This window comes from Morganella sp. Je.2.23 (assembly GCF_051129855.1).
In the GTDB taxonomy this organism is placed as follows: domain Bacteria; phylum Pseudomonadota; class Gammaproteobacteria; order Enterobacterales; family Enterobacteriaceae; genus Morganella; species Morganella sibonii.
Genome location: NZ_JBCPSQ010000001.1, coordinates 622,124 through 643,297, shown reverse-complemented (window position 1 = coordinate 643,297; position 21,174 = coordinate 622,124). Strand labels below are relative to the sequence as shown.

Here is a 21,174-nt window from a genome sequence, read left to right as displayed (position 1 = left end):
CGCAGCCCTTCAGAGCAATAAGATGAAAAACGTCTTATTGCTCAGTTTTTATGTTCAGAGAAGACAATTTTCCCGTTTTTTGCATAATAAAAGTCTTATCCCCCCCTTTTTACTTTGCAAAAAGACCTTATACTGATACTACCCGTTGTTAACGGGATGTCAGCTCTTAGTCAGAGATATTAACCATCTTGCAGTATGATTAGGAGGTTCAATGAACGATAAAAAAGCCGTCATTCAGACTCATCCGGTCATCGGATGGGACATCAGTACCGTCGACAGTTACGACGCTATGATGCTGCGCCTGCATTATCTGCAGGATCAGTCCCAGTCTCCCGAACATGCAGAAGTGGATAAAACCATGTGGCTGACGACAGATGTCGCCCGTCAGTTAATTGATATACTTCAGGCCGGTATCGATAAAATTGAATCCGGTGAATATTATAATCAGTCAGACAATATCAGACACTGACCGGTAAAGACTGCACAAGAGGGACACCATTTGGTGTCCTTTGTGTTTTCTGCGGCAAAAAAAGACCACCCGGAGGTGGTCAGAGGTATTGCATTACAGCTTTATAATAATTGTCGGATGATGGGTTGAGGCAGATAATGTAATCAGGCCGCGGAAATCCGTTCCACTCTCGCCGGCAGTCCCTGCCGTACAGAAGCACCGGTTACCCAGTCCAGCCAGGTGTTCGCCACCTGACGGGTCGGGTCAGCGAAGCCCAGGTCGTTAATATTAATACCGGACGCGATGCGCTTATCCGTCGCCAGCGCTTCACCGTCAAGATAATGCTGGCGTGCACCCATTTCGTGATGTCCGTAACCGTGTTCAATCGCCACCACACCCGGCATCACACCGCTCAGCAGGCTGATTTGCGCTTCGACGCTGCCGCCAGGTGTGGTGATACGTACCAGATCCCCGTGCTGCACACCGAATTTTTCGCCGTCGGCCGGGTTAATTGCCACCAGATTTGACGGTTTTACATGGTGCAGACGCTCTATCATGGTGGTTGAGCTGCTCATCACATGTGATTTAAAGGACATCAGTTTCAGCGGCCAGTTTTCTGCCGGATAAACACGGTCAATATCACTGCCGTCAGACAGGCGCGGCGGATAATAGGCCGGACATCCGCTGAAACGCTCACCGGTGATGGCATGGCGGTTTTGCGCCACATCCGCATTCCAGATCTGCAGCGGCTGTTTCCATTGCGGCCCGGTTTTCTCTCCGTCCCAGCCCTTTTCATACGGTGCAAAACGACCGCCGCGGCTGTAGAGATATGCCACCCGGCTGATTTCATCCGCTTTCAGTACCTGCTGCATGGCTGGCATGATGCGATCCACCCCGGAAAGACGGATATCCGCCTCTTTGGCTTCCGGCCCCGGTTTCTCGCCCATAAAGGCGGTATTCGCGGCCACACGCAGATAATAGTCCTCTGCCGTGTTCAGCGGGTACGTGTTGCCGTCATTGTCTGCGATAGCATTGTCGCCGAATCCCGGCAGATCCAGGGCTTTTGCCACAGCAATACAGAAGGATTCCATGGCAACCGGCTGGCCATCCGCTGTTTTTGCCACACGCGGCTCAACAACCGGCCAGCGGGCGGTGGTGGCTTTGGTCTGCACACCGGACCACGGCGCACTGAATCCCCAGCTTTCAAAGTTATGGGTATCCGGGACGATGTAGTCCGCCAGTGCGGTGGTTTCATTCATAAAGGCATCAATGCCGATAATCAGCGGCAGATGTGCCGGATCTTTCAGTTTCTCTTCCATCACCTGACGCATTCCCGCAATACCATACAGCGGGTTGGTCATATTGGTGATCCAGGCTTTCAGCTTGTGCGGATACCCCTCAAGCGCGGAGCCGAGCTGTTCTGTCAGCTGACCGGCTGCCAGCGGATACCACGGTGCTTTAGCCGGATACGGGTTCTGACCGGCAGACACTTTGTTTTTGTATTCATCGGATTTTTCATAAACTGACTTACTGCGCGCCAGATTCATGCCTTTCGGTTTCACTTTGCCCGGGAAGCTGTCCATTTTGTAGCACGGCCCGTCATTGGCGCCGTTGAACTTACCACCGCCGACAGACACACCACCTTTCAGGTTCATGTTGCCAATCAGTGCGTTAAGCATGATCACCGCCCAGGCATTATAAAAACCGTTACCGGACATCATACCGCCGTGGGAAATCACGGCTGCCTGACGCCCGTACGACGTCAGTGTTTTCGCCAGTGCGGCAATTGTTTCTTCCGGCACACCACAGCGGGCGCTGTATTCTGCCGGGGTAAAGCGCTGCGCGGATTCTTTCAGCAGCAGGAAGCTGCTTTTCAGATTCACCGTCGTACCGTCTGCCAGGGTGACCGGCTGACTGACTTCCAGTACCGCACGGTCACAGTTATCCGCAGGCACCAGCTCACCCTGCTCTGTCAGCACGATATACACCGGTTCTTCAGATGTCTGTCCGTTCAGAGCTTCCGCTGTCAGATGCTGACCGGCCAGCGGATGGGCATCATCGGTGATCACGAGGTGCGAGGCATTTGTCCAGCTGCACTCCCCCGTACGTTTCATTGACACTTCACCCGGAACCGCAAGATACTCCCTGTTGCAGCGGTTGTTCTCAATCATCCAGCGGATCATCCCCATCACCAGCGCGGAATCAGTACCGGGCGTGATCGGAACCCAGTGTCCGTGATCATTGGCGAGTGTGGTGGTCAGCGGCAGTGCCGGAGAGACAACCGCATAGTTAAAACTGTCCCGGATCCGTGCATTGGCCAGCTGGCGCCCCTGTCGTTTGAACGGGTTACCGGACTGCGCCGGAGAGGTGCCGAGGAACAGAGCAAACTTCACATAATCCCAGTCCGGTTTGACGTGGGCGTTTTTGTCGAGATCGTTCATCAGCGCCCCGGAACCGGCACGGTAAGCCAGCCCGCAGTACGAGCCGTGCGCACCAAAGTTTTTGCTGCCGAACGCATTCAGGGCAAAACGGCGGATAAAGGTATCGCGCCCGTCATCCCCGGCGTTGGTCACCAGTAGCTGGTTTGCCACCGGTCCGAGTGCCGGCTGTGCCGGGTCAATCAGCGTATTGAGGTCACGGATAGCACGCAGACCGTCCACATGACCTTCACCGAACAGATCCCCGCCTTCCGTCACTTCTTTTATCAGTTGTTCAAAGCTGATGCGCTGCCACTTGCCTTCGCCGCGTTTACCGGCGCGCTTCATCGGCTCAAGGATACGCAGCGGGCTGTGCAGGCCTTCCATCAGGGTCGCACCGCGGGCGCAGGCAGTGGATCGCCCCTCCAGGCCGCTTTCGCCGCCCATATTTTTCAGGGCTTCCGCCAGCGGCGTGTTATAGGCGATATGGCGGTCATGTGAGAGCGGATGATACGGGTTACCGGCAATGCGGATCACCTGATTGGTTTCACGGTCAACACGGGCGCGGATACCGCACTGCGTCCAGCAGCCGAAACACTGCGTCATCGAGACCGCCTGTGTGCTTTCCGCCTGCCAGCCCTTCACCGCGTTCCCTTCCGGGATCAGCGAGTTGCCGTTAATACGATGCAGAGTCACTTTTCCGGAGGTACCGTTCATCAGCCCGTCGACGGCGCGTTTCGCCACATCGCGGTAACTGTAACCGAACGCTGCCAGTCCGCCGATCGCCAAACCTGCTTTTAACCACTGACGTCTTGTTGACTTAGCCATGTTGTACACCCCCGTCCTGCGCGACTTTCTGTTGATTCTGTACTTTGTTATTAACCCAGCGGATACCTTCACGGAATATAATCACGAGAGCTATCCATAAACCGATCGTACCGATAATGGCCTGAATACCATCCGTCCCCATCGGCAGGCTGTACGGATTGTGCATGACATTGTATTTCGGTAACGTCTGTACCTGCATCAGAAGCAGCCAGCGCAGCGACCAGGTCAGGAACAGCGTCAGCAGCGTGTGAATGGTGACATACGCCACTGAACCACGATGTGTCAGCAGACGAACCGCCAGCACCATCAATGCAATCCACAGAACAATTTCCCCCATAGCCAGCGTCCATCCGGTTGTGCCGAAACGGAGCTGTTCACGGATAGCCGCACCGGAAATGGTATCACCGGCGATCCAGAACCCCATGCACACTGCCAGCAGCAGTAAGGAAACCACCTGTAAACGCGCCAGTTGTGCCTGGTACTGCGGCTCACGGCGGGCACCCAGCATCATCAGGGCAGGCAGAGCCTGCAATGCACTGAAAAAGAGCAGCACAGGTATCCAGTAACTGAACCAGATAGGATGCGCACGCACCACAGAAACCTCACGGCCGGTATACAGCAACAGGCCGATGGCGAATGCGGCACTGCCGAGCGCCACCCAGCGGGTCAGTTTAAATTGCTTATGCCAGATTTTGTCCGCCACCAGCGCCAGAAAATAGAGACCAATACAACCGGTAAACGCCGGCAGGAACACAGCTCCCCACGGCATCCATGACCACGGTGTCGGATAGGCGTAGAAGTGCCAGACGCGGGCGGTCTGATGCAGATCCGCCGTCAGTGCCAGCGGAGCAGCGATCCCGAGCGTGATACTGATAAAGACCGCGAGCATCTCCAGACGGGCATCCCGTTTATCTCCGCGCCAGCGCTGCCAGCAGGCATACAGGGCGGCACAGGCGGCTATCCCGATCATAAAGAAGTATTGTACCGCCCACGGCAGCCAGGTAATTTCCTGCGGCCGGACCAGCACTTCCTGAATTAACATCACTTGTTCAGTCATCAGTGGATCTCCTGCCATAATGCGGGCTGTCCGCGGTTTTCCAGAGGATGAACAAAAGCCTCATCCAGTCCCAGATAGAACACCTGCGGCAGTGTGCCGTTTTCCGGTTTCAGTACCTTAATCGCCGCTTCGTGCTCTCTGAGCATTTTGCTGATGGTACTGGACGGATCTTTCAGGTCACCGATAATACGCGCGCCGCCGACACAGGATTCAACACAGGCCGGTAATAACCCGGCTTCCAGGCGGTGGGCACAGAATGTGCATTTATCTGCGGTTTGTGTGCTGTGGTTAATAAAGCGGGCGTCATACGGACAGGCCTGCACACAATAGGCGCAGCCGACACAGCGGGTGTTATCCACCACCACGATACCGTCTTCCCGCTGGAAGGTGGCCTGTACCGGACAAACCGGAACACACGGCGGATTATCACAATGGTTGCACAGACGCGGCAGCAGCACGTTGGTTGTTGCCTCTTCATTACGGATCTGAATCTGATACTGACTGACACTGGTGCGGAACTGCCCCTGCGGGCTCTGATTTTCAACAGAACAGCTGACGGTACAGGACTGACAGCCGACACAGCGGCGTAAATCAATCAGCATACCGTAGCGCTTTGACGGGTCACCTTCACGGCGGGTCGGCGAAAAATGCAGACCTGCCTCCGCCATCGGAACCAGGGCCGTACCTGCTGTCAGGACGCCCAGGTTTTGCAGAAATTTTCGTTTGCCAAGATCCATACTGCTCTCCGGTGTATTTGGAACTTCATTGCTCGTCGTATTCAAACTCAACCAAAAAGGAATAAACATGTTGTTGAGTAAAGGGATATGTCATTATGGGGATTGTAAAAATTGCCGGAGACTTCCCCTATTGTGGTTAACCACATAACGGGGAATACGTTGATCTAAAACAACAGATTTTTCCCGGAAAACTGACTCAGGACGCACTGAACCCGGAACATATGTAAGATGGCCGTACGCACAGGGTTGCTGACCATACTGTTATTATTCACCTCCTATTCGTTTGCCGCACAATGGACTATCGGTGTGCTGGCTCTGCGGGGGGATGCACCGACACGTCATTACTGGGAGCCGCTGACAGAACAGCTTAACCGCGCGCTGCCCGGTGAACACTTCACGCTGCTGCCGCTGACGCTGGATCAGATGCGGGAAGCCCTGCACAGTAATAAAGTGCAGTTTGTCCTCACCAATCCGGCACAATTTATTCAGCTGGACAGTAATTTTCCCCTGCGCTGGCTGGTTTCCCTTCGTTCGGCTTATGAGCCGGATAACGCCACCCGGAATGTGATCGGCAGTGTTCTGCTGGTGCGCAAAGAGAGCCCTTATCAGACACCGGCGGATCTGACCGGTAAAAAAGTCGGTGCGGTCGCACCCGATGCCTTCGGCGGCTATTTATTAGGCTATAAAGCATTACGCGATGCAGGTATCAACCCGCCGCGTGATTTCCATCTTCAGTTCTCCGGTTTTCCGGCCGATGCCCTGCTCTATCTGTTACGGGACAACGCAATTTCCGGCGCGATTGTCCCGGCATGTCTGATTGAATCCATGGATAAAGAGGGGCTCATTCATCAGGATGATTTCCGCCCGCTGATCCGGCACGACAGCACCATTCCCTGCTGGACGAGCAGTGAGTTATACCCGAACTGGTCATTTGCCGCAGGCAGTGATGTCCCGGATGAACTGGCGGATGAAGTCACCCGCGTCCTGCTCAACAGTCACGGTGAAAAAGCGATGCGCTGGGGTGCGCCGTCATCCACCCGCCAGGTGGAAAACCTGCTGCGTGAGGTCAATCAGCACCCGCAACAGCGTCAGTTCTGGCAGGAGATTATCAGCTGGAGCCGGAAAAACAGCTGGCTGTTAGGCTCGGTTGCCCTGGTCTTTCTGCTGCTCGGCATTAATCATGTCTGGATTGCTTTCCGGGTACGCCGCCGCACCCGCCAGCTGGAAGCCGCGCATTCTCAGTTACAGCGCCAGCAGCAGGATCTGGAAAAAGCCCAGCAACTCAGTGTGCTCGGGGAGATGGCCTCCGGCTTTGCTCATGAACTGAATCAGCCGCTGTCCGCTATCCGTCATTATGCCCAGGGCTCGCAAATCCGGCTGGAACGGGAAGATCCCGCGCATCCGCTGCTGCCGGTTATGTCACAGATTGACAGCCAGGCCGAACGCGGCGCCAGTATTATCCGTAATCTGCGGCTGTGGGCGGGAAACAGCCCGTCGTCACCGGAAGGCGCACCGGTACCGCAAAATGTGGCCGCAGTGCCGGATCTGGTCTGGAAACTGCTGCGGGTTACGGAACGATATCCCGCTGCGGTTTTATATAACACCGTTGCTCATGATGCCGTATTACACTTACCCCCGGCACTGCTCGATCAGGTGCTTTCCAATCTGTTCAGCAACAGTCTTCAGGCCGGGGCGGACTGCATCCGGGTAACACATCACCACACTCCCGGCGGGCAGATAGTGGTGGTACAGGATAACGGCGGCGGGATGGATGAAACGCAGCTGATACAGCCTTTCTCACCGTTCCGGTCCACCCGTGCGGAAGGGCTCGGGCTCGGACTGGTGATCTGTCAGCGCCTGATGCGCAGCCAGGGCGGTGATATTCATATGGAAAATTGCACCGGTCCGGACGAACAGCCCGGCTTATGTGTTACCCTTATCTTCAGTGAACCGACAGAGGAGCCCCCATGCCCGTGATCCACCTGGTTGATGATGATATTGCTGTGACACAGGCGTGTCAGTTTTTACTGGAGAGCCTCGGTTATGACGTCTGTGTCTGGAATGACAGCCGGACATTTATTGCACAGGCACCGCTGCACACTTACGGTATTGTATTACTGGATATGCGCATGCCGTATATGGACGGCTGCCGGGTGCATCAGATCCTTCTGGAGCAGCACAGCACACTGGCGGTTATTTTCCTGACCGGCCACGGTGATCTGCCGATGGCGGTTGAACAGATGAAACTCGGTGCGGTGGATTTCCTGCAAAAACCGGTTGCCACACAGCCGTTACAGGCGGCGCTGACTCTGGCGGAGGCGGCGACTGCCAAAGCAGTGGCCTGCGCACAAATCCGCGAACGTTTTCAGACCCTGACACCCAAAGAGCGGCAGATCGCCGGTTTCGTGGCACAGGGGCTGATGAACCGGGAAATCGCCGATATCGCCCACGTTGCGGTAAGAACCGTCGAAGTGCACCGCGCCAAAGTGATGGAAAAAATGGCGGCCGGCAGTCTTGCTGAGCTGGTCACGCAACTCAACAGTATTACCGCTCCTGAAAACAGCACTGCGGAATACTGACATCTGCCGCCGATACAACGTATAATTTAGTGTTATATCATTTACATGAACCCGCATCTGCTGATGCTTCTGATAACAACGATGTCTGACTATGATTACAGCTCCTGAATTTCAACGCTCGTTTCTGCATCCCCGCTACTGGCTGACCTGGCTTGGCCTGGGCGTGCTGTATGTGCTGGTGTTGCTGCCGTATCCGGTGATTTATTGGCTTGGCACCCGGCTGGGCCGCCTGTCCATGCGCTTTCTCAAACGCCGTGCGGAAATTGCTGATCGCAATCTGCAATTGTGTTTTCCGGATATGCCGGATGAAAAACGCAAAGCGATGGTGGTGGCAAACTTTGAATCCGTCGGTATGGGGCTGTTTGAAACCGGCATGGCCTGGTTCTGGCCGGACTGGCGGATAAAACGCTGGTTTCGTACTGATGGCTTTGAGCACATCTATGAAATACAGAAAGAGCGTAAAGGCATCATTGTTGTCGGTATCCATTTCCTGACGCTGGAACTGGGCGCGCGGATTATCGGGATCATGAGCCCCGGAATCGGTGTTTACCGTCCGAATGATAACCCGGTCATGGACTGGGTACAGACAATCGGCCGTATGCGTTCCAATAAATCCATGATTGACCGTAAAGATGTCAAAGGGATGATCCGCGCCCTGCGTGACGGTGAGATTCTCTGGTACGCGCCGGATCATGACTACGGCCCGCATAAAAGTGTTTTTGCGCCATTCTTTGCAGTGGAGAAAGCCGCAACTATCACCGGTACCTCTATACTGGTTAAAGCAGGCCGCGCTGTTTTGGTGCCTTTTACCCCCCGCCGCTTACCGGACGGTAAAGGCTATGAATTACTGGTTCAGCCGCCGGCGGAAAACTTCCCGGAGAATGATGATATTGCCGCAGCAACGTTTATGAACCATATTGTGGAAACTGAAATTTTGCGCGCCCCGGAGCAGTATATGTGGCTGCACCGGCGCTTCAAAACACGGCCGGAAGGCGAACCGTCCCTCTATCATAACCGGGATAACGTCCATTAATCCGCTCACGGCTGTTTCATCTGAAACAGCCGTGTTTGTTTTACCGCTCTGACAAAGGAATGAAATCACAACACTAATGCAGAACAAAGCCCCCAACCGTAACTGGAAACGAAATCTTTATGTTGTGTGGTTCGGCTGTTTTCTGACCGGCGCCGCCTTCAGCCTGATCATGCCCTTTCTCCCGCTCTATGTGGAAGAGCTCGGGGTAACAGACCACGAAGAACTCAATTTATGGACGGGAGCGGCATTCAGTATTACTTTCCTGTTTTCTGCTATCGCTGCACCTTTCTGGGGCAAACTCTCTGACCGCAAAGGCCGTAAACTGATGCTGCTGCGCTCGGCGCTCGGTATGGCTATCGTCATGCTGCTGATGGGCTTTGCGCAGAATGTCTGGCAGTTGCTGTTTCTGCGCGCTCTGCTCGGGCTGCTGGGCGGTTTTGTACCGAATGCCAATGCCCTGATTGCCACTCAGGTGCCGGTTAAACGCACCGGCTGGGCGCTGGGCACACTCTCCACCGGGGCCGTCAGTGGTGCACTTATCGGCCCGCTTATCGGCGGTTTTCTGGCGGATCACACCGGGTTGCGCCCGGTCTTCTATATTACCGCCACCGTGCTGTTTATCTGCTTTTTTGTCACCCTGTTTTTTGTCCGCGAAAACTTCACCCCGGTTTCACGTAAAGATGCCCTCAGCACAAAGCAGGTCTTTGCAGCGATAAAAAATCCGCGCCTGGTGATCTGTCTGTTCTTTACCACGATGTGTATTCAGATAGCCGCGGGATCGGTCAGCCCTGTTATCACCCTCTATATCCGGGAGCTGGGCGGACATACTGAAAACCTTGCCTTTATCAGCGGACTGATTGCCTCCGTACCGGGACTGGCAGCGCTTATCAGTGCCCCGCGCCTCGGGAAGCTGAGTGACCGGATAGGGCCGGATAAAGTACTGATTGCCATGCTGGCTGTCTCTGTTTTTGTCATCCTGCCGATGGCCTGGGTAACCCATTACTGGCAGCTGGGTGCCCTGCGTTTTCTGCTCGGTGCCGTTAATGCCGCCTTACTGCCCGCTGTACAGACGCTGATTATTTATCATATCACCCATGAAATTGCCGGACGGATTTTCAGCTATAACCAGGCACTGCGCGATGCCGGTAATGTTACGGGACCGTTAATGGGCGCCTGGGTTGCCGCACATTTCGGCTTTGCTTCTGTCTTTTATTTCACCGCCGCCGTTGTACTGTTCAATCTGTTTTATTCGTGGCGGTGCATAAAATCGCAGAGCACACCGGAAATTAAACCGGCCGATATCGGATAGATATCGCCGGTTTTCATCCGCTTACTTTTCACTGTCAGCAATTTGTTACCGAAGTTTCATCTTTCCGTTACCCGTCAACTTTAACTTGTTGTTTTAAAATAATTTTATAATTATACGAAAGCCTCATAATCCACATCTTCTGTCAAGAGACCTTGTCACATTTTGTATAAATAAGTCTTGTGAAATGAGATTTTTGTCGACATTTCATCTAAAAAATGGTTTATAAAATAGAAAACGTGCTTTAAGTGAATACGATTCACGATAAGTATGTTAATAATACTTTAATAAGACAGGATGTTTATTGATACGCAAAAGTATCATTTTGTTAACAGGAACTGTTTATCCTTACCATTTTCAGGCTTATTCCCAGGAATAAGCCTTTGGGAAATTACAGATGCAATCAACAACAAACAAAAAACGTACTTTCTTCGGGCACCCTTACCCGCTGAGCTCTCTGTTCTTTACCGAGATGTGGGAACGCTTCTCCTTCTACGGTATTCGTCCGTTACTTATCCTGTTTATGGCAGCCACCGTCTATGAAGGCGGGATGGATATTCCGCGTGAACAGGCGTCCGCTATCGTCGGTATTTTTGCCGGTGCGATTTACCTGACCTCCCTGCCGGGCGGCTGGCTGGCGGATAACTGGCTGGGACAGCGCATGGCGGTCTGGTACGGCTCCATTATCATTGCACTGGGTCACCTCTCGATTGCCCTGTCGGCAATCTGGTCACCAAAGCTGTTCTTTGTCGGTCTGCTGTTTATCGTTATCGGTACCGGGTTATTTAAAACCTGTGTGACGGTGATGGTCGGTACGCTGTACAAACAGGACGATACACGCCGTGACGGCGGTTTTTCCCTGTTCTATATGGGGATTAACATGGGCTCCTTTATCGCGCCGCTGGCGACCGGCTGGTTAGTACCTAACTTCGGCTGGCACTGGGGCTTCGGTATCGGTGGTCTGGGTATGTTAGTGGCACTGCTGGTCTTCCGCTTCTATGCTGTACCGCTGATGCGTCAGTATGACGGTGAAGTGGGTCTGGATTCCAGCTGGGATCGCCCGACTGTCGTGCGCAAAAATGTCGGTATGTGGGTCGGTCTGGCAGCGGCGGTTATCGCGGTTGTCACAGCACTGATCGCTACCGGTGTTATCCCGTTCAACCCGATGCTGGTTGCCACCAACATGGTTTACCTCATCTCCGGGATGGTTATTCTCTACTTCATCTACCTGTTTGTGTTTGCCGGTCTGGAAAGCAGTGAGCGCATCCGGTTGTTTGTCTGTTTTATTCTGTTAGTCACCGCCGCCCTGTTCTGGTCTGCGTTTGAACAGAAACCGACGTCATTCAACCTGTTCGCGAAAGATTACACTGACCGCAACCTGTTCGGTTTTGAGATCCCGACAGTCTGGTTCCAGTCCATCAACGCCCTGTTTATCATTCTGCTGGCTCCGGTGTTCAGCTGGTTATGGCCTGCCCTGGCGCGCCGTAATATGAACCTGAGCAGTATCACCAAGTTTATGTTTGGTGTGCTGTTTGCGGCGGGTGGTTTTGCTGTGATGATGATGGCGTCTGAGCGTGTAATTGAAACCAGCGCCGGTGTGTCACCGATGTGGCTGACCTTCAGTATCCTGCTGCTGACGCTGGGTGAACTGTGCCTGAGCCCGATTGGGCTGGCGACCATGACATTACTGGCGCCGATGAAAATGCGCGGCCAGGTGATGGGTCTGTGGTTCTGCGCCAGTGCGCTGGGTAACCTCGCAGCCGGTATCATGGGCGGTAATGTGCGTCCGGATCAGCTGATGAACCTGCCGGGCTTCTTCTCACACGTTTCTGTTGCCCTGCTTATCTGTGCAGCGGTACTGTGTGTGCTGATTGTGCCGGTGCGGAAAATGCTGCAAAGCGCAGACAACAAATCTGCCTGACAGCGATAGTATATAAAGACAGAAAGGGTGAGCCGAAGCTCACCCTTGAGATTGCAGACAAAGCAGGATAAAACGTGGTTTTTCCTGCTTTGTGTTATCAGCCGAAAATCAATAAATTGATTTTCCTGGTTTATTTTTACAACCTCTGGCGGTCGTCGCCCCCCCCTGCGGGTTTGTCAACGGCCTGAAGGGTGAGCCGAAGCTCACCCTTTTTTTATGCGCAGGCTGCCCGGCGTGTCACCGTAAAAACGGCGGAACGCACTGGTCAGGGAGGATTGGGTACTGTAGCCGCAACGCAGCGCAATTTCCGGCAGAGCCAGCGACGTATGGCAGATAAGATGGTGTGCCCGGCGCAGGCGGATTTCTGTCAGAAAAACGGCCGGTGTCTTCCCGGTTGCTGTCAGCATGCGGCGTTGCAGTGTACTGGCCGACAGCGCACAGCACGAAGCCATTTCACTGACCGTCCACGGATAATCCGGGCGGGCTGTCAGCCGTTGCGTCAGTTTTTGCAGCCAGCGCCGATCCTGCCCGTCCGGCTGTAACTGAGACACGAGCTGTTCTGCCAGCAGGATGCGTGCACTTTCCGGATGCTGCTCAATCATGGACGGATAACAGATAAGCCAGTCCACATAAGCACGGGTGGCATCAGGCAGGACTGACCACAGAGAATCAAGGTTTGCGAAGGAAAAGCTGTCAGCAGGCAGTTCGAGCACCACCTGCCGGTTATGACCGGTACCGCAGAAACGATGATGATATCCCGGCGGGATCGCCGCCATCCGTCCCTTCTCCACCGAACCGCTGTCACTGCCGACCGTCAGTTCCATTGCGCCGCTGCCGCCGAGCACCAGCTGCCACATATCATCATGACTGTGTTCCAGGATCTCGTGCTGATAAGTACGTAATGCAATAACAGGTCGTTTCATGGGATATTGAGCCCGGCTTGCGGAAAACGACAGACGGCAGTGTATTACATCAGCCGGTGACCCGCCGGCACAGGCAGGGAAAATTCCGCGATAACGATATCCCCGTCCGCATTGGCGGCACCGGTGATCAGCACTTCAGATTTTACGCCTGCCACCCGTTTCGGGGCAAAATTGCATACGCATAATACCTGACGTCCGATTAATTCTTCCGGTTTATATAACACAGTTACCTGTGCGCTGGAGGTTTTCACACCGAACTCACCGAAGTCCACGGTGAAGATAAAGGCAGGCTTACGGGCTTTCGGGTTTAATTCTGCGGTCAGTATCACACCGACCCGCAGTTCCACTTTTTCAAAATCGGCCCATTCAATTTCTGCTGATGTCATAGCGCTCTCTGTCTGCTGTACAACGGTTAATAATGAGAATCTTTCACCTCATTATAACGGTGATACACTACCGCTGCTGTTGCCGGACAGTCAAATCTTATCGCCGGACAGGCAACTCAGCGGTAAGCCTCTGAACCCGGCAGTGATTCACGGGTCAGACCGAGAGAGAGCATCATTTCCTCCACTTCCTCATCCAGACGGCTGAGATCCAGGACCCGGTCAACAACAATATTCTGCTTATCATTATCCAGCAGTACCACCGGCACTGCACGATAACTGTTAATCATTTCAATCGCTTCTGACAGCGGAATCTTATTCAGCACCAGTGAACCGGATAACCAGTCAATATCGGTATATTTACGCTGAAATACTTTAGCCCGGCCTTCCGGCAGAATTTCCAGACGTTGTCCCGGCCCCACAGTTTCAGTTTTGCCGTTAAAAAAGGTAGTGACCGTTTTATCCAGCGGGCAGACAGAGACTTTGTTATCCGCAATATCCACCACAAAGTTACCGTTGCCGGACTCCACACGGACACCATTGGCAGAGACCCGGAACGGGCGCTGCTCCTCATTATTTTCGCTGACAGCAAAACGCGCACGGCCGGACAGCAGTTTTACCACACGGCTGCTGTTATCATAGGCCACCACAGCACGTGACTCGGTATCCAGCTTCAGCTGGCTGCCGTCCCGGAGGGCGTATTGTTTAATCTCTCCCCGGTGTGTGTAATGTTCCTCCACACCGTCAGCTTTCATCCTGATGGCATTGTATATTCCGTAACCTGCCATGATAATCAGGAAGATTAGTAATGTAATGAGTAAACGGCGTCGCCGTTGTCTGAAAAATAGGCGTTTCAACTGCATTCTCCTGCGGATTGTAATCCCCGGAATCTGTTTTTTCCGGCGTCACATATAGCGTCCGGCTGCCGGATTGTTCCGGTTGCCTGTTGATAAGAAATTCCGATTAATCACTGCCGTTATTGTCAAAAACTGCGGGTGTCAGACTGTTATTGTTAATTATCCGCAGAAGCCGCGTACAGTGATGAATATCAGATAATTATCATTTACAAAGAAAAATAAGCTCGCAGATATCTGGTGATATCCACAACAAAAATAAGGTAAAAATCAAAATATCATCTTTTAATTCAGCTAATTAATCGATGATTCGATTCCATTAGTGCAGCTGAGTATAATACACTTTGTCTGATGTAAAGCCGTGGTTTTACGTTTTGTTACACTATCTGCCATCCGGAAACACTCTTTTGATGCGTACTCTTTTTCCGCCTGTCTTTTGTACCGGGTTGATAATAAAGTGAGTAATTCATTATAAATATTAAACAAGTTTATATGATTCAGCTTATCAATAAATGCATACAAAAAACCGGCAAAAATGTCATTTGCCAGAGGATCATACTTAATGGCATTATATCTTCCATAATATAACGTTTTCTCTGACCCCGGAGGGCTGTCGCATGCTGGATATTATCCATTACCCGCTGTTTTTACTGTCTGTGTTTATCTTTGCAGTAACCCCGGGACCGGATATTGCCTATGTTTTGGGACAAAGTCTGGCTAACGGCCGCAAAGCCGGTATTTTGTCCGCACTGGGTGTGATGCTCGGCAGCAGCGTGCATGCGATTGCAGGGGCGGTCGGGCTGGGGGCGATTATTGCCGCGTCGCCGACACTGTTTACGGTGATTAAGTATCTCGGTGCGCTTTACCTGGCATTTCTCGGTGTCAAAATGATCCTCGGCACACTCAGAAAACGCGGGCAATCTGCGGATGAAGATAAAGACGTGGTGATTCAGAAAGCAGCAGCAAAATCGATTCTGATCCGCGGATTTATCACCACGCTGACCAACCCGAAAGTACTGCTGTTTTTTATTGCCTTTTTCCCGCAGTTTATTGCGGTTGGCGGAGGTTACTATGCAGAATCCTTTCTGCTGCTCGGTGCAACCTATGCCCTGCTCGGGTTCTGCACCGATACCATACTGGCTCTGATTGCCGGAACACTGGCCGCGCGGATTTCCGGCAGCCCGAAAGCACATTACTGGATTGACCGTCTGGTCGGCACCACTTTTATTGCGCTCGGGCTGCGTCTGGCGTCAGTGGCGCGCTGAGGATTCAGGCCGCGATATTCGCATCCAGATGGGTGAGATAGCGGCGGATATCCTCATCAATATGCGGATCTTTAACCACGTCGAAACAGGCAAATGTCGGCAGTGATGTCATCCCGGTAAACTGATTGGTTTTATGCAGCGGGAAATACACACTGTCGATACCCTGCCCCTCAAAAAACTGATTTTCATCCTCAAACGCGTCCTGCGGTGCGTTCCAGGTCACCGATAACATATACTTTTTATCTGTCAGCACACCGCCGGAACCGTATTTTTTACTGCTGTCACGGCGGCTGCGCCCGTCATTAATATGAAAACGGTCATCAGATTGTGTAAAGACCTCATCGATATATTTTTTCACAATCCACGGCCCTTCCATCCACCAGGCCGGCATCTGGTAAATAATCACATCCGCCCACAGGTAGTTCAGCACTTCCTGCTCGTCATCATAACCATCATCAATACGGGTGACGCGGACATTCATGCCTTTTTCTGTCAGATGGCGGCGGGCGATGTCTGTCATGTGATCATTCAGTTTGCCGTCAGAACCACCGAACTCTTTCGAACCATTAATAATAAAGATATTTTTCATTGTGTTACCTGATCAGTAATGATGCCGTTAATATCGTTATCCTAACCGGCTCACTCTGCAAATACGTTAGCCTGTCCGCTCTGATATTTGCCTGATCCTGTCATTTTGCGCAAAATCCATACGCAAATCAGATCAGAACCCGTTTTTTATCCTGACCCGGCGGCAGCCCGAACAACCGGCGGTATTCACGGTTAAACTGTGAGGCGCTTTCATACCCGACGCGGAAAGCCGCTTCTGATGCATCCGCAGATTCCACCAGCAGCAGACGCCGGGCTTCATTGAGCCTCAGCCATTTCTGGTATTGCAGCGGACTCATCCGGGTCACCCGGCGGAAGTGGCGGTGAAAGGAGGATTCACTCATCTGTGCATGACGGCAGAGCGTTTCAACCGATACCGGCTGATCAAAATGCGCTTTCAGGTAGTTCAGTACGCTGCTTATCTGACGGCACTGCTTATTATGGGAAGCCATCAGCTGAAGCCGTGCCCCCTGGCCGCTTTTCAGCAGGTAATAGAGAATTTCTTTGTGGATCAGCGGCGCCATTACCGGAATATCATCCGGTTTTTCCAGCAGCGCCACCAGGCGGCAGACCGCACTGAGCAGCTCTTCTGTGACCGGGCAGACTGCCTGCGGCACGGCAGATGCTGAGGAGAGCAGCCGGAAGCCGCTTTCCTGCAATAGTGCAGGAAGATCGCTGAGATTAAGACTGACCAGCAGCGCCAGAAACGGCGCCTGTTCTGATGCCTCACAGACCTGCGCGATAGCGGGGATATCCACGGACGTCAGCAGCACGTCCCCGGCACGGTAACAATAGGTGTGATCCCCGAGCGTGATCCGTTTTGCCCCCTGAACCGCGAGTGCGATACCCGGTTCGTAAGTCCAGGTTTGCGCCTCCGCCGGCGCGGTCCACCGGCACAGTGCCAGCCCCGGAACATCCGTATCCCACCCGCCGCAGCGCTCTGCGGTGTGGAACTGTAACCGCGCTTTCAGACAGCGCAGGCGATCATCCGTTTCCATTACACTCTCAGACAGTAATTAAGACGGTTACAGCATAACGGAAAATCCCGGCGCCGTACTGTCTTTTACACTACAGCGCCGGTTGTCAGATTCAGCGGAAGAAATTATCCCCCTGCGACATCAGAGTGGATTCTGTCGCTTCCAGTAATTCCAGCATATTCGCCATATGCGCTTTGATTTCACAACTCGCGGCATCCAGCAATGTACACATATTGGTGACTTTTTCGACATAATGCAGGCTTTCATGAAAACTCATCGCCAGGTCTGTCAGTTCTCCGCGGATCACGGATAAATCATGACTGCCGAGATGGTTGTGACTGTGGCTGTTCAGCAGTTCAATCCGCTGCTGAGTACTTTGTCCGCGGTTTTGCAGCACCACTACCGACTGTTTCAGCTTATAGAGATTGCGCTGTAAATCACCGCCGAGACCGCTGAGGGTTTTGCAGCTCCATTTGGCGGATTTACGTTGTGCTTCAGTTTCGCCGATTTCCGCTGCAACGCCCTTCTTGTCATGCAGATAATGTTTCATTTTGCGGCCACGGCGGATCGCTTTTCCCTGCGCCATTACAGTCAGTGCACAGGATGCGACCATTTTACTGATCCCGCCGTCAGGGATAAAGGCCAGCGGCGCGGTCAGCCCGGAGGTCAGATTTTTTTTCAGCTTATCACGTCCCATATCCGCCATTTTACGCATAATCCGGTAAGTGCTCTGACTGCGGCCTTTTTCATAGTAATCCGCCGTTTCCTCCAGCAGACTTTTTCCGCCGATCACGTCTCTGTCGAGGTGTGTGCGTTGTGTGCTGTCCGTACCGACCATCACTGCGGTATGCGTTCTGATGCTCAGTGCCTGAGAAATATAGGTCGCATACATTTTCTTCACCGATTGCGCAATTTTGGTGCGCTCTGCGGCCATGATTTTTTCATCCAGTGCAGTGAGCGGTATCGCCGTCACTGATGATGCGTATCCCAGTACCGTATTGGTATATCCGAGACCCGTATTGATATCTGCTGCCGATATTGCCATAAAATTCCCTTTTTATTGTTGGAGTCAGACTAGCCGCCGATCAGTACTGACGGCATTCCGGAGACAATGATGCCGCCGTGTGCCGTACTGTCACCCAGACGGGCGGCAGGTTTATTGTTAATAAGAACGGTCATGCTGCCGGTGATGATACTGTCAGGCACGCCAATACAGAGACACATCTGTCCCAGCGTCGCCGCCGGTAAGCCTCCGGTCAGTACGGTCGCCGGTGCGGGCAGTACCGGGCCGCCGACATGCGGAACCGGTACCGGAGGTGTTTGTGCCGGGCACAGATGCATATCGCCGCTTCTGGCCGCCGGTTTCATTGTTTATCTCCGCGGGCAATCGCCAGCCCGTGTGCCAGAAAGATCCGGTAACGTTCCGCAAGGTGCGCGCCATCAGGCATCACCGCCATCAGGTTTACCGCACCGCTCAGCGCCTGTGCATATAAAAACGGCGGTGCCGGTAACGGCGGCTGTTCTGCATCCAGCATGCTGCCGGTACTCCAGAAAACTGCCTGTGCCAGCCAGCCGGCGGCGGCGGATAATCCCTGCCGCTGTGCCGCCTCACCGCAGGCACGACGCTCTGATTCACCGGAACGGGTGATCCAGTGCCTGACACTGTCCAGCACAACACGCTCCGGTTCGCTCCACTCCGTCAGTTGCTGTGTACAGCAGTATCCCCACCAGAGTGCTTCTTTCAGCGGCAGGCCGTGTGCCAGAAAAAGGACGGCATCACCGTAATGTCCCTGCTGTTGCGCCGCACCCAGAAAATCAGCCGGATCAGGATATTGCGCTGCCAGCGCGGTTGCCTCACCGGATGGGGTATAGTGTTCCATCACCGGTATTACGCTGCTGTATGGCATTTTGTTCAGCATCGCCGCTCCTTAATTAATTTTTGTCAGTGCACCACTGATTTGCACCATTGCCCCGGCTTTGACTTCTGTCATTGCCGAACCATTGATTTCCACCAGCGCACCGCTCAGTTGTGCTTTTGCCTGTGCCGCCATAGTCAGCACCGCACTGTCGAGTGCAATTTTGCCGTTCCCTTTCAGGGTAATCTGAGGAGCCTGTATGGTAATGCCGGAAGCGGAAAGCTCAATTTTGCTGCCGCCCGCCGTCAGCGTCAGGGTCTGAGATGCGGATAAGGTGATCGTTTTTGCGTCCCCCGAAAGGGTGCTGTCAGCCTGTAATGTCAGGTTTTTTCCGCTGTTCTGGGTTATCCCCTCAGCTGCTTTCAGCTGCCATTGTTTATCGCTCCGATAGTGCGAATTTTCTTTGCTGCTGATAGTCAGGTTTTTTTCTGTTTCACAGCGGATGTTGCCTTTAATCAGACTGGTCCAGTCATTGTTGGCTGTCAGCTGTAAATCCTTCTGTGCCGCCAGCGCCAGACACTCCTCATCCCGTTTGTCCTCAAAGCGCAGCTGATTACCGTCGCCCCCGGCACCCGCCGGAGATGAGCGGCTGTATATGCCGCCGGTCAGCGGTCCGGAAAAAGGACGGGCATGATTCTGATGCCAGAGTGCGCCTGTGACCACAGGTTTATCCGGATCACCGTTGAGAAACTGCACCACCACCGCATCCCCGGCGCGCGGCAGAAACTGAATCCCCGCCCCGGCACCCGCGCTGTGCGAAAGTACCGGCAGCCAGGCCTGAGATAATCCGTTGTCCTGATCGTTATTTTCCCAGTGAAAACGGACTTTAACCCGCCCCTGAGCGTCATAACAGGTTTCGTCTCCTTCACGGGCAACGACGGTTGCCGCCTGAATACCGTCATAACGGGGCGCGGAAACCGGCGGCAGCCGGAACGGTGTGCAGACCTGATGACAGCGGAATGTATTGCTGTACACCGGGTTTCCGCCGCTTTCACTGCAATCAAGGGTGTGCGTGATATCGCTGACATAATATTCGCCGTTGTATTCCCCCGCCGGATGGTCACTCATCCGGAAGCGCATACCGGCACACAATGTCATCACCGCCGACCCGGCCTCATAATAATGCGCGGCCGCGGCGGCAGCTTCACAGGCAAACCGTGCCGCAGCAGGCTGGCCGTCATAATAGTGTGTCTGTTGCGTGGTACCGCTGCCGGTGAGTGTCTGCCGGTCAGTGCGGCTGTGATGCTGCTCCTGTGACCAGCTTTCTGCGGAGAATACCCCGCTGCTGACCCGGCGGCAGTCGCGGAACGGTGTGATAAGACGGGCGGAAATCTCCCCGGCTGACGGCACATGCTGTAATCCGTCCGTGATTGTCCACTGCGTGATATTGCCGGGATTGCGCAGGCAGAACCAGCCTTGCCCCGCCATTATCCGGCGGATCATGGCGCTGTCACTTTCATCCATCTGACACACGCAGGGACGGGTTTCCCCCTCCCCGCTGAGAGAAAAACGGACAAATGCCGTCAGCTGATGCAGATTGAGCAGTGTGCTGATCTGCCCTTTGCTGTTCTGATTCTGAAATAAGCGCCGCTGACGTCCGTGACGGAGAAAGGTCAGCGGATCAACCGCAATAATACGGTAAAAATAGAGCTGTTTATCCGGATGAAAACCGTCACATTCAATTTGTTGTATCAATCCGGCAAATGTCCGTTCACGACAGGTGACCACAGCCATTTTTCCCGGCAGCCCTTCATCCGGCGGTGACGGGCTCAGAAGATGTACTTCCAGCCATGTGCCGTCTGATAACGACTCCTTTGCATGCAGACGGGTCGCCACATACGGTGCACTGTTATCCAGCGTTACGGTAAGCGGACGGGGCTGACCGGCATAGTTTTCCATAACATAATACTCATCATTCAGCCTG

At 53.5% G+C, this 21,174-nt stretch carries 19 protein-coding genes; 7 read left to right on the top strand and 12 right to left on the bottom strand.

Translation table 11 applies throughout. From position 1 onward, the window contains the following. Positions 1-211 precede the first annotated feature (211 nt). Positions 212-469 carry a biofilm formation regulator BssS gene (gene bssS / locus AAZR23_RS02930; protein WP_024473889.1) on the top strand — a complete coding sequence of 86 codons (258 nt, stop codon included), beginning with the start codon at positions 212-214 and terminating at the stop codon, positions 467-469. Positions 470-612: 143 nt separating this feature from the next. Here the strand turns inward: bssS and ttrA are convergent, their stop codons facing one another. Genes ttrA through ttrB form a run of 3 tightly spaced genes read right to left on the bottom strand, consistent with a single transcriptional unit; the run spans position 613 to position 5,487 of the window. Further along, on the bottom strand, positions 613-3,693 hold the full coding sequence (gene ttrA / locus AAZR23_RS02925) for a tetrathionate reductase subunit TtrA (RefSeq protein WP_434690455.1): 3,081 nt from the start codon (positions 3,691-3,693) through the stop codon (positions 613-615). After that, positions 3,686-4,750, bottom strand: a complete 1,065-nt coding sequence (gene ttrC / locus AAZR23_RS02920; RefSeq protein WP_218428016.1) for a tetrathionate reductase subunit TtrC — start codon at positions 4,748-4,750, stop codon at positions 3,686-3,688. The genes ttrA and ttrC overlap by 8 nt, the downstream gene beginning before the upstream one ends. Beyond that, entirely contained in the window at positions 4,750-5,487 is a 738-nt protein-coding gene (ttrB, locus tag AAZR23_RS02915) for a tetrathionate reductase subunit TtrB (RefSeq protein ID WP_046892453.1), read from the bottom strand. The genes ttrC and ttrB overlap by 1 nt, the downstream gene beginning before the upstream one ends. A gap of 228 nt (positions 5,488-5,715) precedes the next feature. Between ttrB and ttrS the strand changes: the two genes are divergently transcribed. From ttrS to AAZR23_RS02890, 5 genes are all read left to right on the top strand, one after another. Next, the gene (gene ttrS / locus AAZR23_RS02910; RefSeq protein WP_218428014.1) at positions 5,716-7,464 is read left to right on the top strand and encodes a tetrathionate respiration histidine kinase TtrS; all 1,749 of its coding nucleotides are present in this window, start codon (positions 5,716-5,718) and stop codon (positions 7,462-7,464) included. After that, complete coding sequence (gene ttrR / locus AAZR23_RS02905; RefSeq protein WP_166707489.1) at positions 7,455-8,066, top strand: tetrathionate respiration response regulator TtrR; 612 nt, start codon at positions 7,455-7,457, stop codon at positions 8,064-8,066. Before ttrS ends, ttrR begins: the two co-directional genes overlap by 10 nt. A gap of 91 nt (positions 8,067-8,157) precedes the next feature. Beyond that, on the top strand, positions 8,158-9,099 hold the full coding sequence (locus AAZR23_RS02900) for a Kdo(2)-lipid IV(A) acyltransferase (RefSeq protein WP_107678427.1): 942 nt from the start codon (positions 8,158-8,160) through the stop codon (positions 9,097-9,099). Between the two features lie 76 nt (positions 9,100-9,175). Next, positions 9,176-10,408 (top strand): multidrug efflux MFS transporter MdtG, encoded by a 1,233-nt coding sequence (mdtG, locus tag AAZR23_RS02895; protein ID WP_166707488.1) that lies wholly within the window; start codon positions 9,176-9,178, stop codon positions 10,406-10,408. 394 nt (positions 10,409-10,802) lie between these two features. Continuing rightward, the gene (locus AAZR23_RS02890) at positions 10,803-12,326 is read left to right on the top strand and encodes a peptide MFS transporter (RefSeq protein ID WP_052927354.1); all 1,524 of its coding nucleotides are present in this window, start codon (positions 10,803-10,805) and stop codon (positions 12,324-12,326) included. 203 nt (positions 12,327-12,529) lie between these two features. Here AAZR23_RS02890 and AAZR23_RS02885 read toward each other — a convergent pair whose 3' ends face one another. The 3 genes from AAZR23_RS02885 to AAZR23_RS02875 all read right to left on the bottom strand — a co-directional run bounded on the left by AAZR23_RS02885 (position 12,530) and on the right by AAZR23_RS02875 (position 14,420). Then, positions 12,530-13,249 carry a helix-turn-helix domain-containing protein gene (locus AAZR23_RS02885; protein ID WP_434690451.1) on the bottom strand — a complete coding sequence of 240 codons (720 nt, stop codon included), beginning with the start codon at positions 13,247-13,249 and terminating at the stop codon, positions 12,530-12,532. Between the two features lie 44 nt (positions 13,250-13,293). Next, on the bottom strand, positions 13,294-13,635 hold the full coding sequence (locus tag AAZR23_RS02880; protein ID WP_046892460.1) for a tRNA-binding protein: 342 nt from the start codon (positions 13,633-13,635) through the stop codon (positions 13,294-13,296). 116 nt (positions 13,636-13,751) lie between these two features. Then, the gene (locus AAZR23_RS02875; protein WP_434690449.1) at positions 13,752-14,420 is read right to left on the bottom strand and encodes a FecR family protein; all 669 of its coding nucleotides are present in this window, start codon (positions 14,418-14,420) and stop codon (positions 13,752-13,754) included. Positions 14,421-15,103: 683 nt separating this feature from the next. Here AAZR23_RS02875 and AAZR23_RS02870 point away from each other — a divergent pair. Further along, positions 15,104-15,751: a LysE family translocator gene (locus AAZR23_RS02870; RefSeq protein WP_046892462.1), complete on the top strand. Its 648-nt coding sequence runs from the start codon at positions 15,104-15,106 to the stop codon at positions 15,749-15,751. A gap of 4 nt (positions 15,752-15,755) precedes the next feature. Here AAZR23_RS02870 and AAZR23_RS02865 read toward each other — a convergent pair whose 3' ends face one another. The 6 genes from AAZR23_RS02865 to AAZR23_RS02840 form a co-directional block, all read right to left on the bottom strand. Beyond that, complete coding sequence (locus tag AAZR23_RS02865) at positions 15,756-16,340, bottom strand: NAD(P)H-dependent oxidoreductase (RefSeq protein ID WP_434690447.1); 585 nt, start codon at positions 16,338-16,340, stop codon at positions 15,756-15,758. A 127-nt stretch (positions 16,341-16,467) separates the two neighbouring features. Then, positions 16,468-17,355 carry an AraC family transcriptional regulator N-terminal domain-containing protein gene (locus tag AAZR23_RS02860; protein WP_434690444.1) on the bottom strand — a complete coding sequence of 296 codons (888 nt, stop codon included), beginning with the start codon at positions 17,353-17,355 and terminating at the stop codon, positions 16,468-16,470. A gap of 91 nt (positions 17,356-17,446) precedes the next feature. Further along, positions 17,447-18,379, bottom strand: a complete 933-nt coding sequence (locus AAZR23_RS02855; RefSeq protein WP_218428006.1) for a hypothetical protein — start codon at positions 18,377-18,379, stop codon at positions 17,447-17,449. Between the two features lie 29 nt (positions 18,380-18,408). Next, positions 18,409-18,702 (bottom strand): PAAR domain-containing protein, encoded by a 294-nt coding sequence (locus tag AAZR23_RS02850; protein WP_112549798.1) that lies wholly within the window; start codon positions 18,700-18,702, stop codon positions 18,409-18,411. Continuing rightward, positions 18,699-19,253, bottom strand: a complete 555-nt coding sequence (locus AAZR23_RS02845) for a DUF6931 family protein (RefSeq protein WP_218428004.1) — start codon at positions 19,251-19,253, stop codon at positions 18,699-18,701. Before AAZR23_RS02845 ends, AAZR23_RS02850 begins: the two co-directional genes overlap by 4 nt. Before the next feature lie 9 nt (positions 19,254-19,262). Further along, positions 19,263-21,149 carry a type VI secretion system Vgr family protein gene (locus AAZR23_RS02840; protein ID WP_434690442.1) on the bottom strand — a complete coding sequence of 629 codons (1,887 nt, stop codon included), beginning with the start codon at positions 21,147-21,149 and terminating at the stop codon, positions 19,263-19,265. Positions 21,150-21,174: the final 25 nt, after the last annotated feature.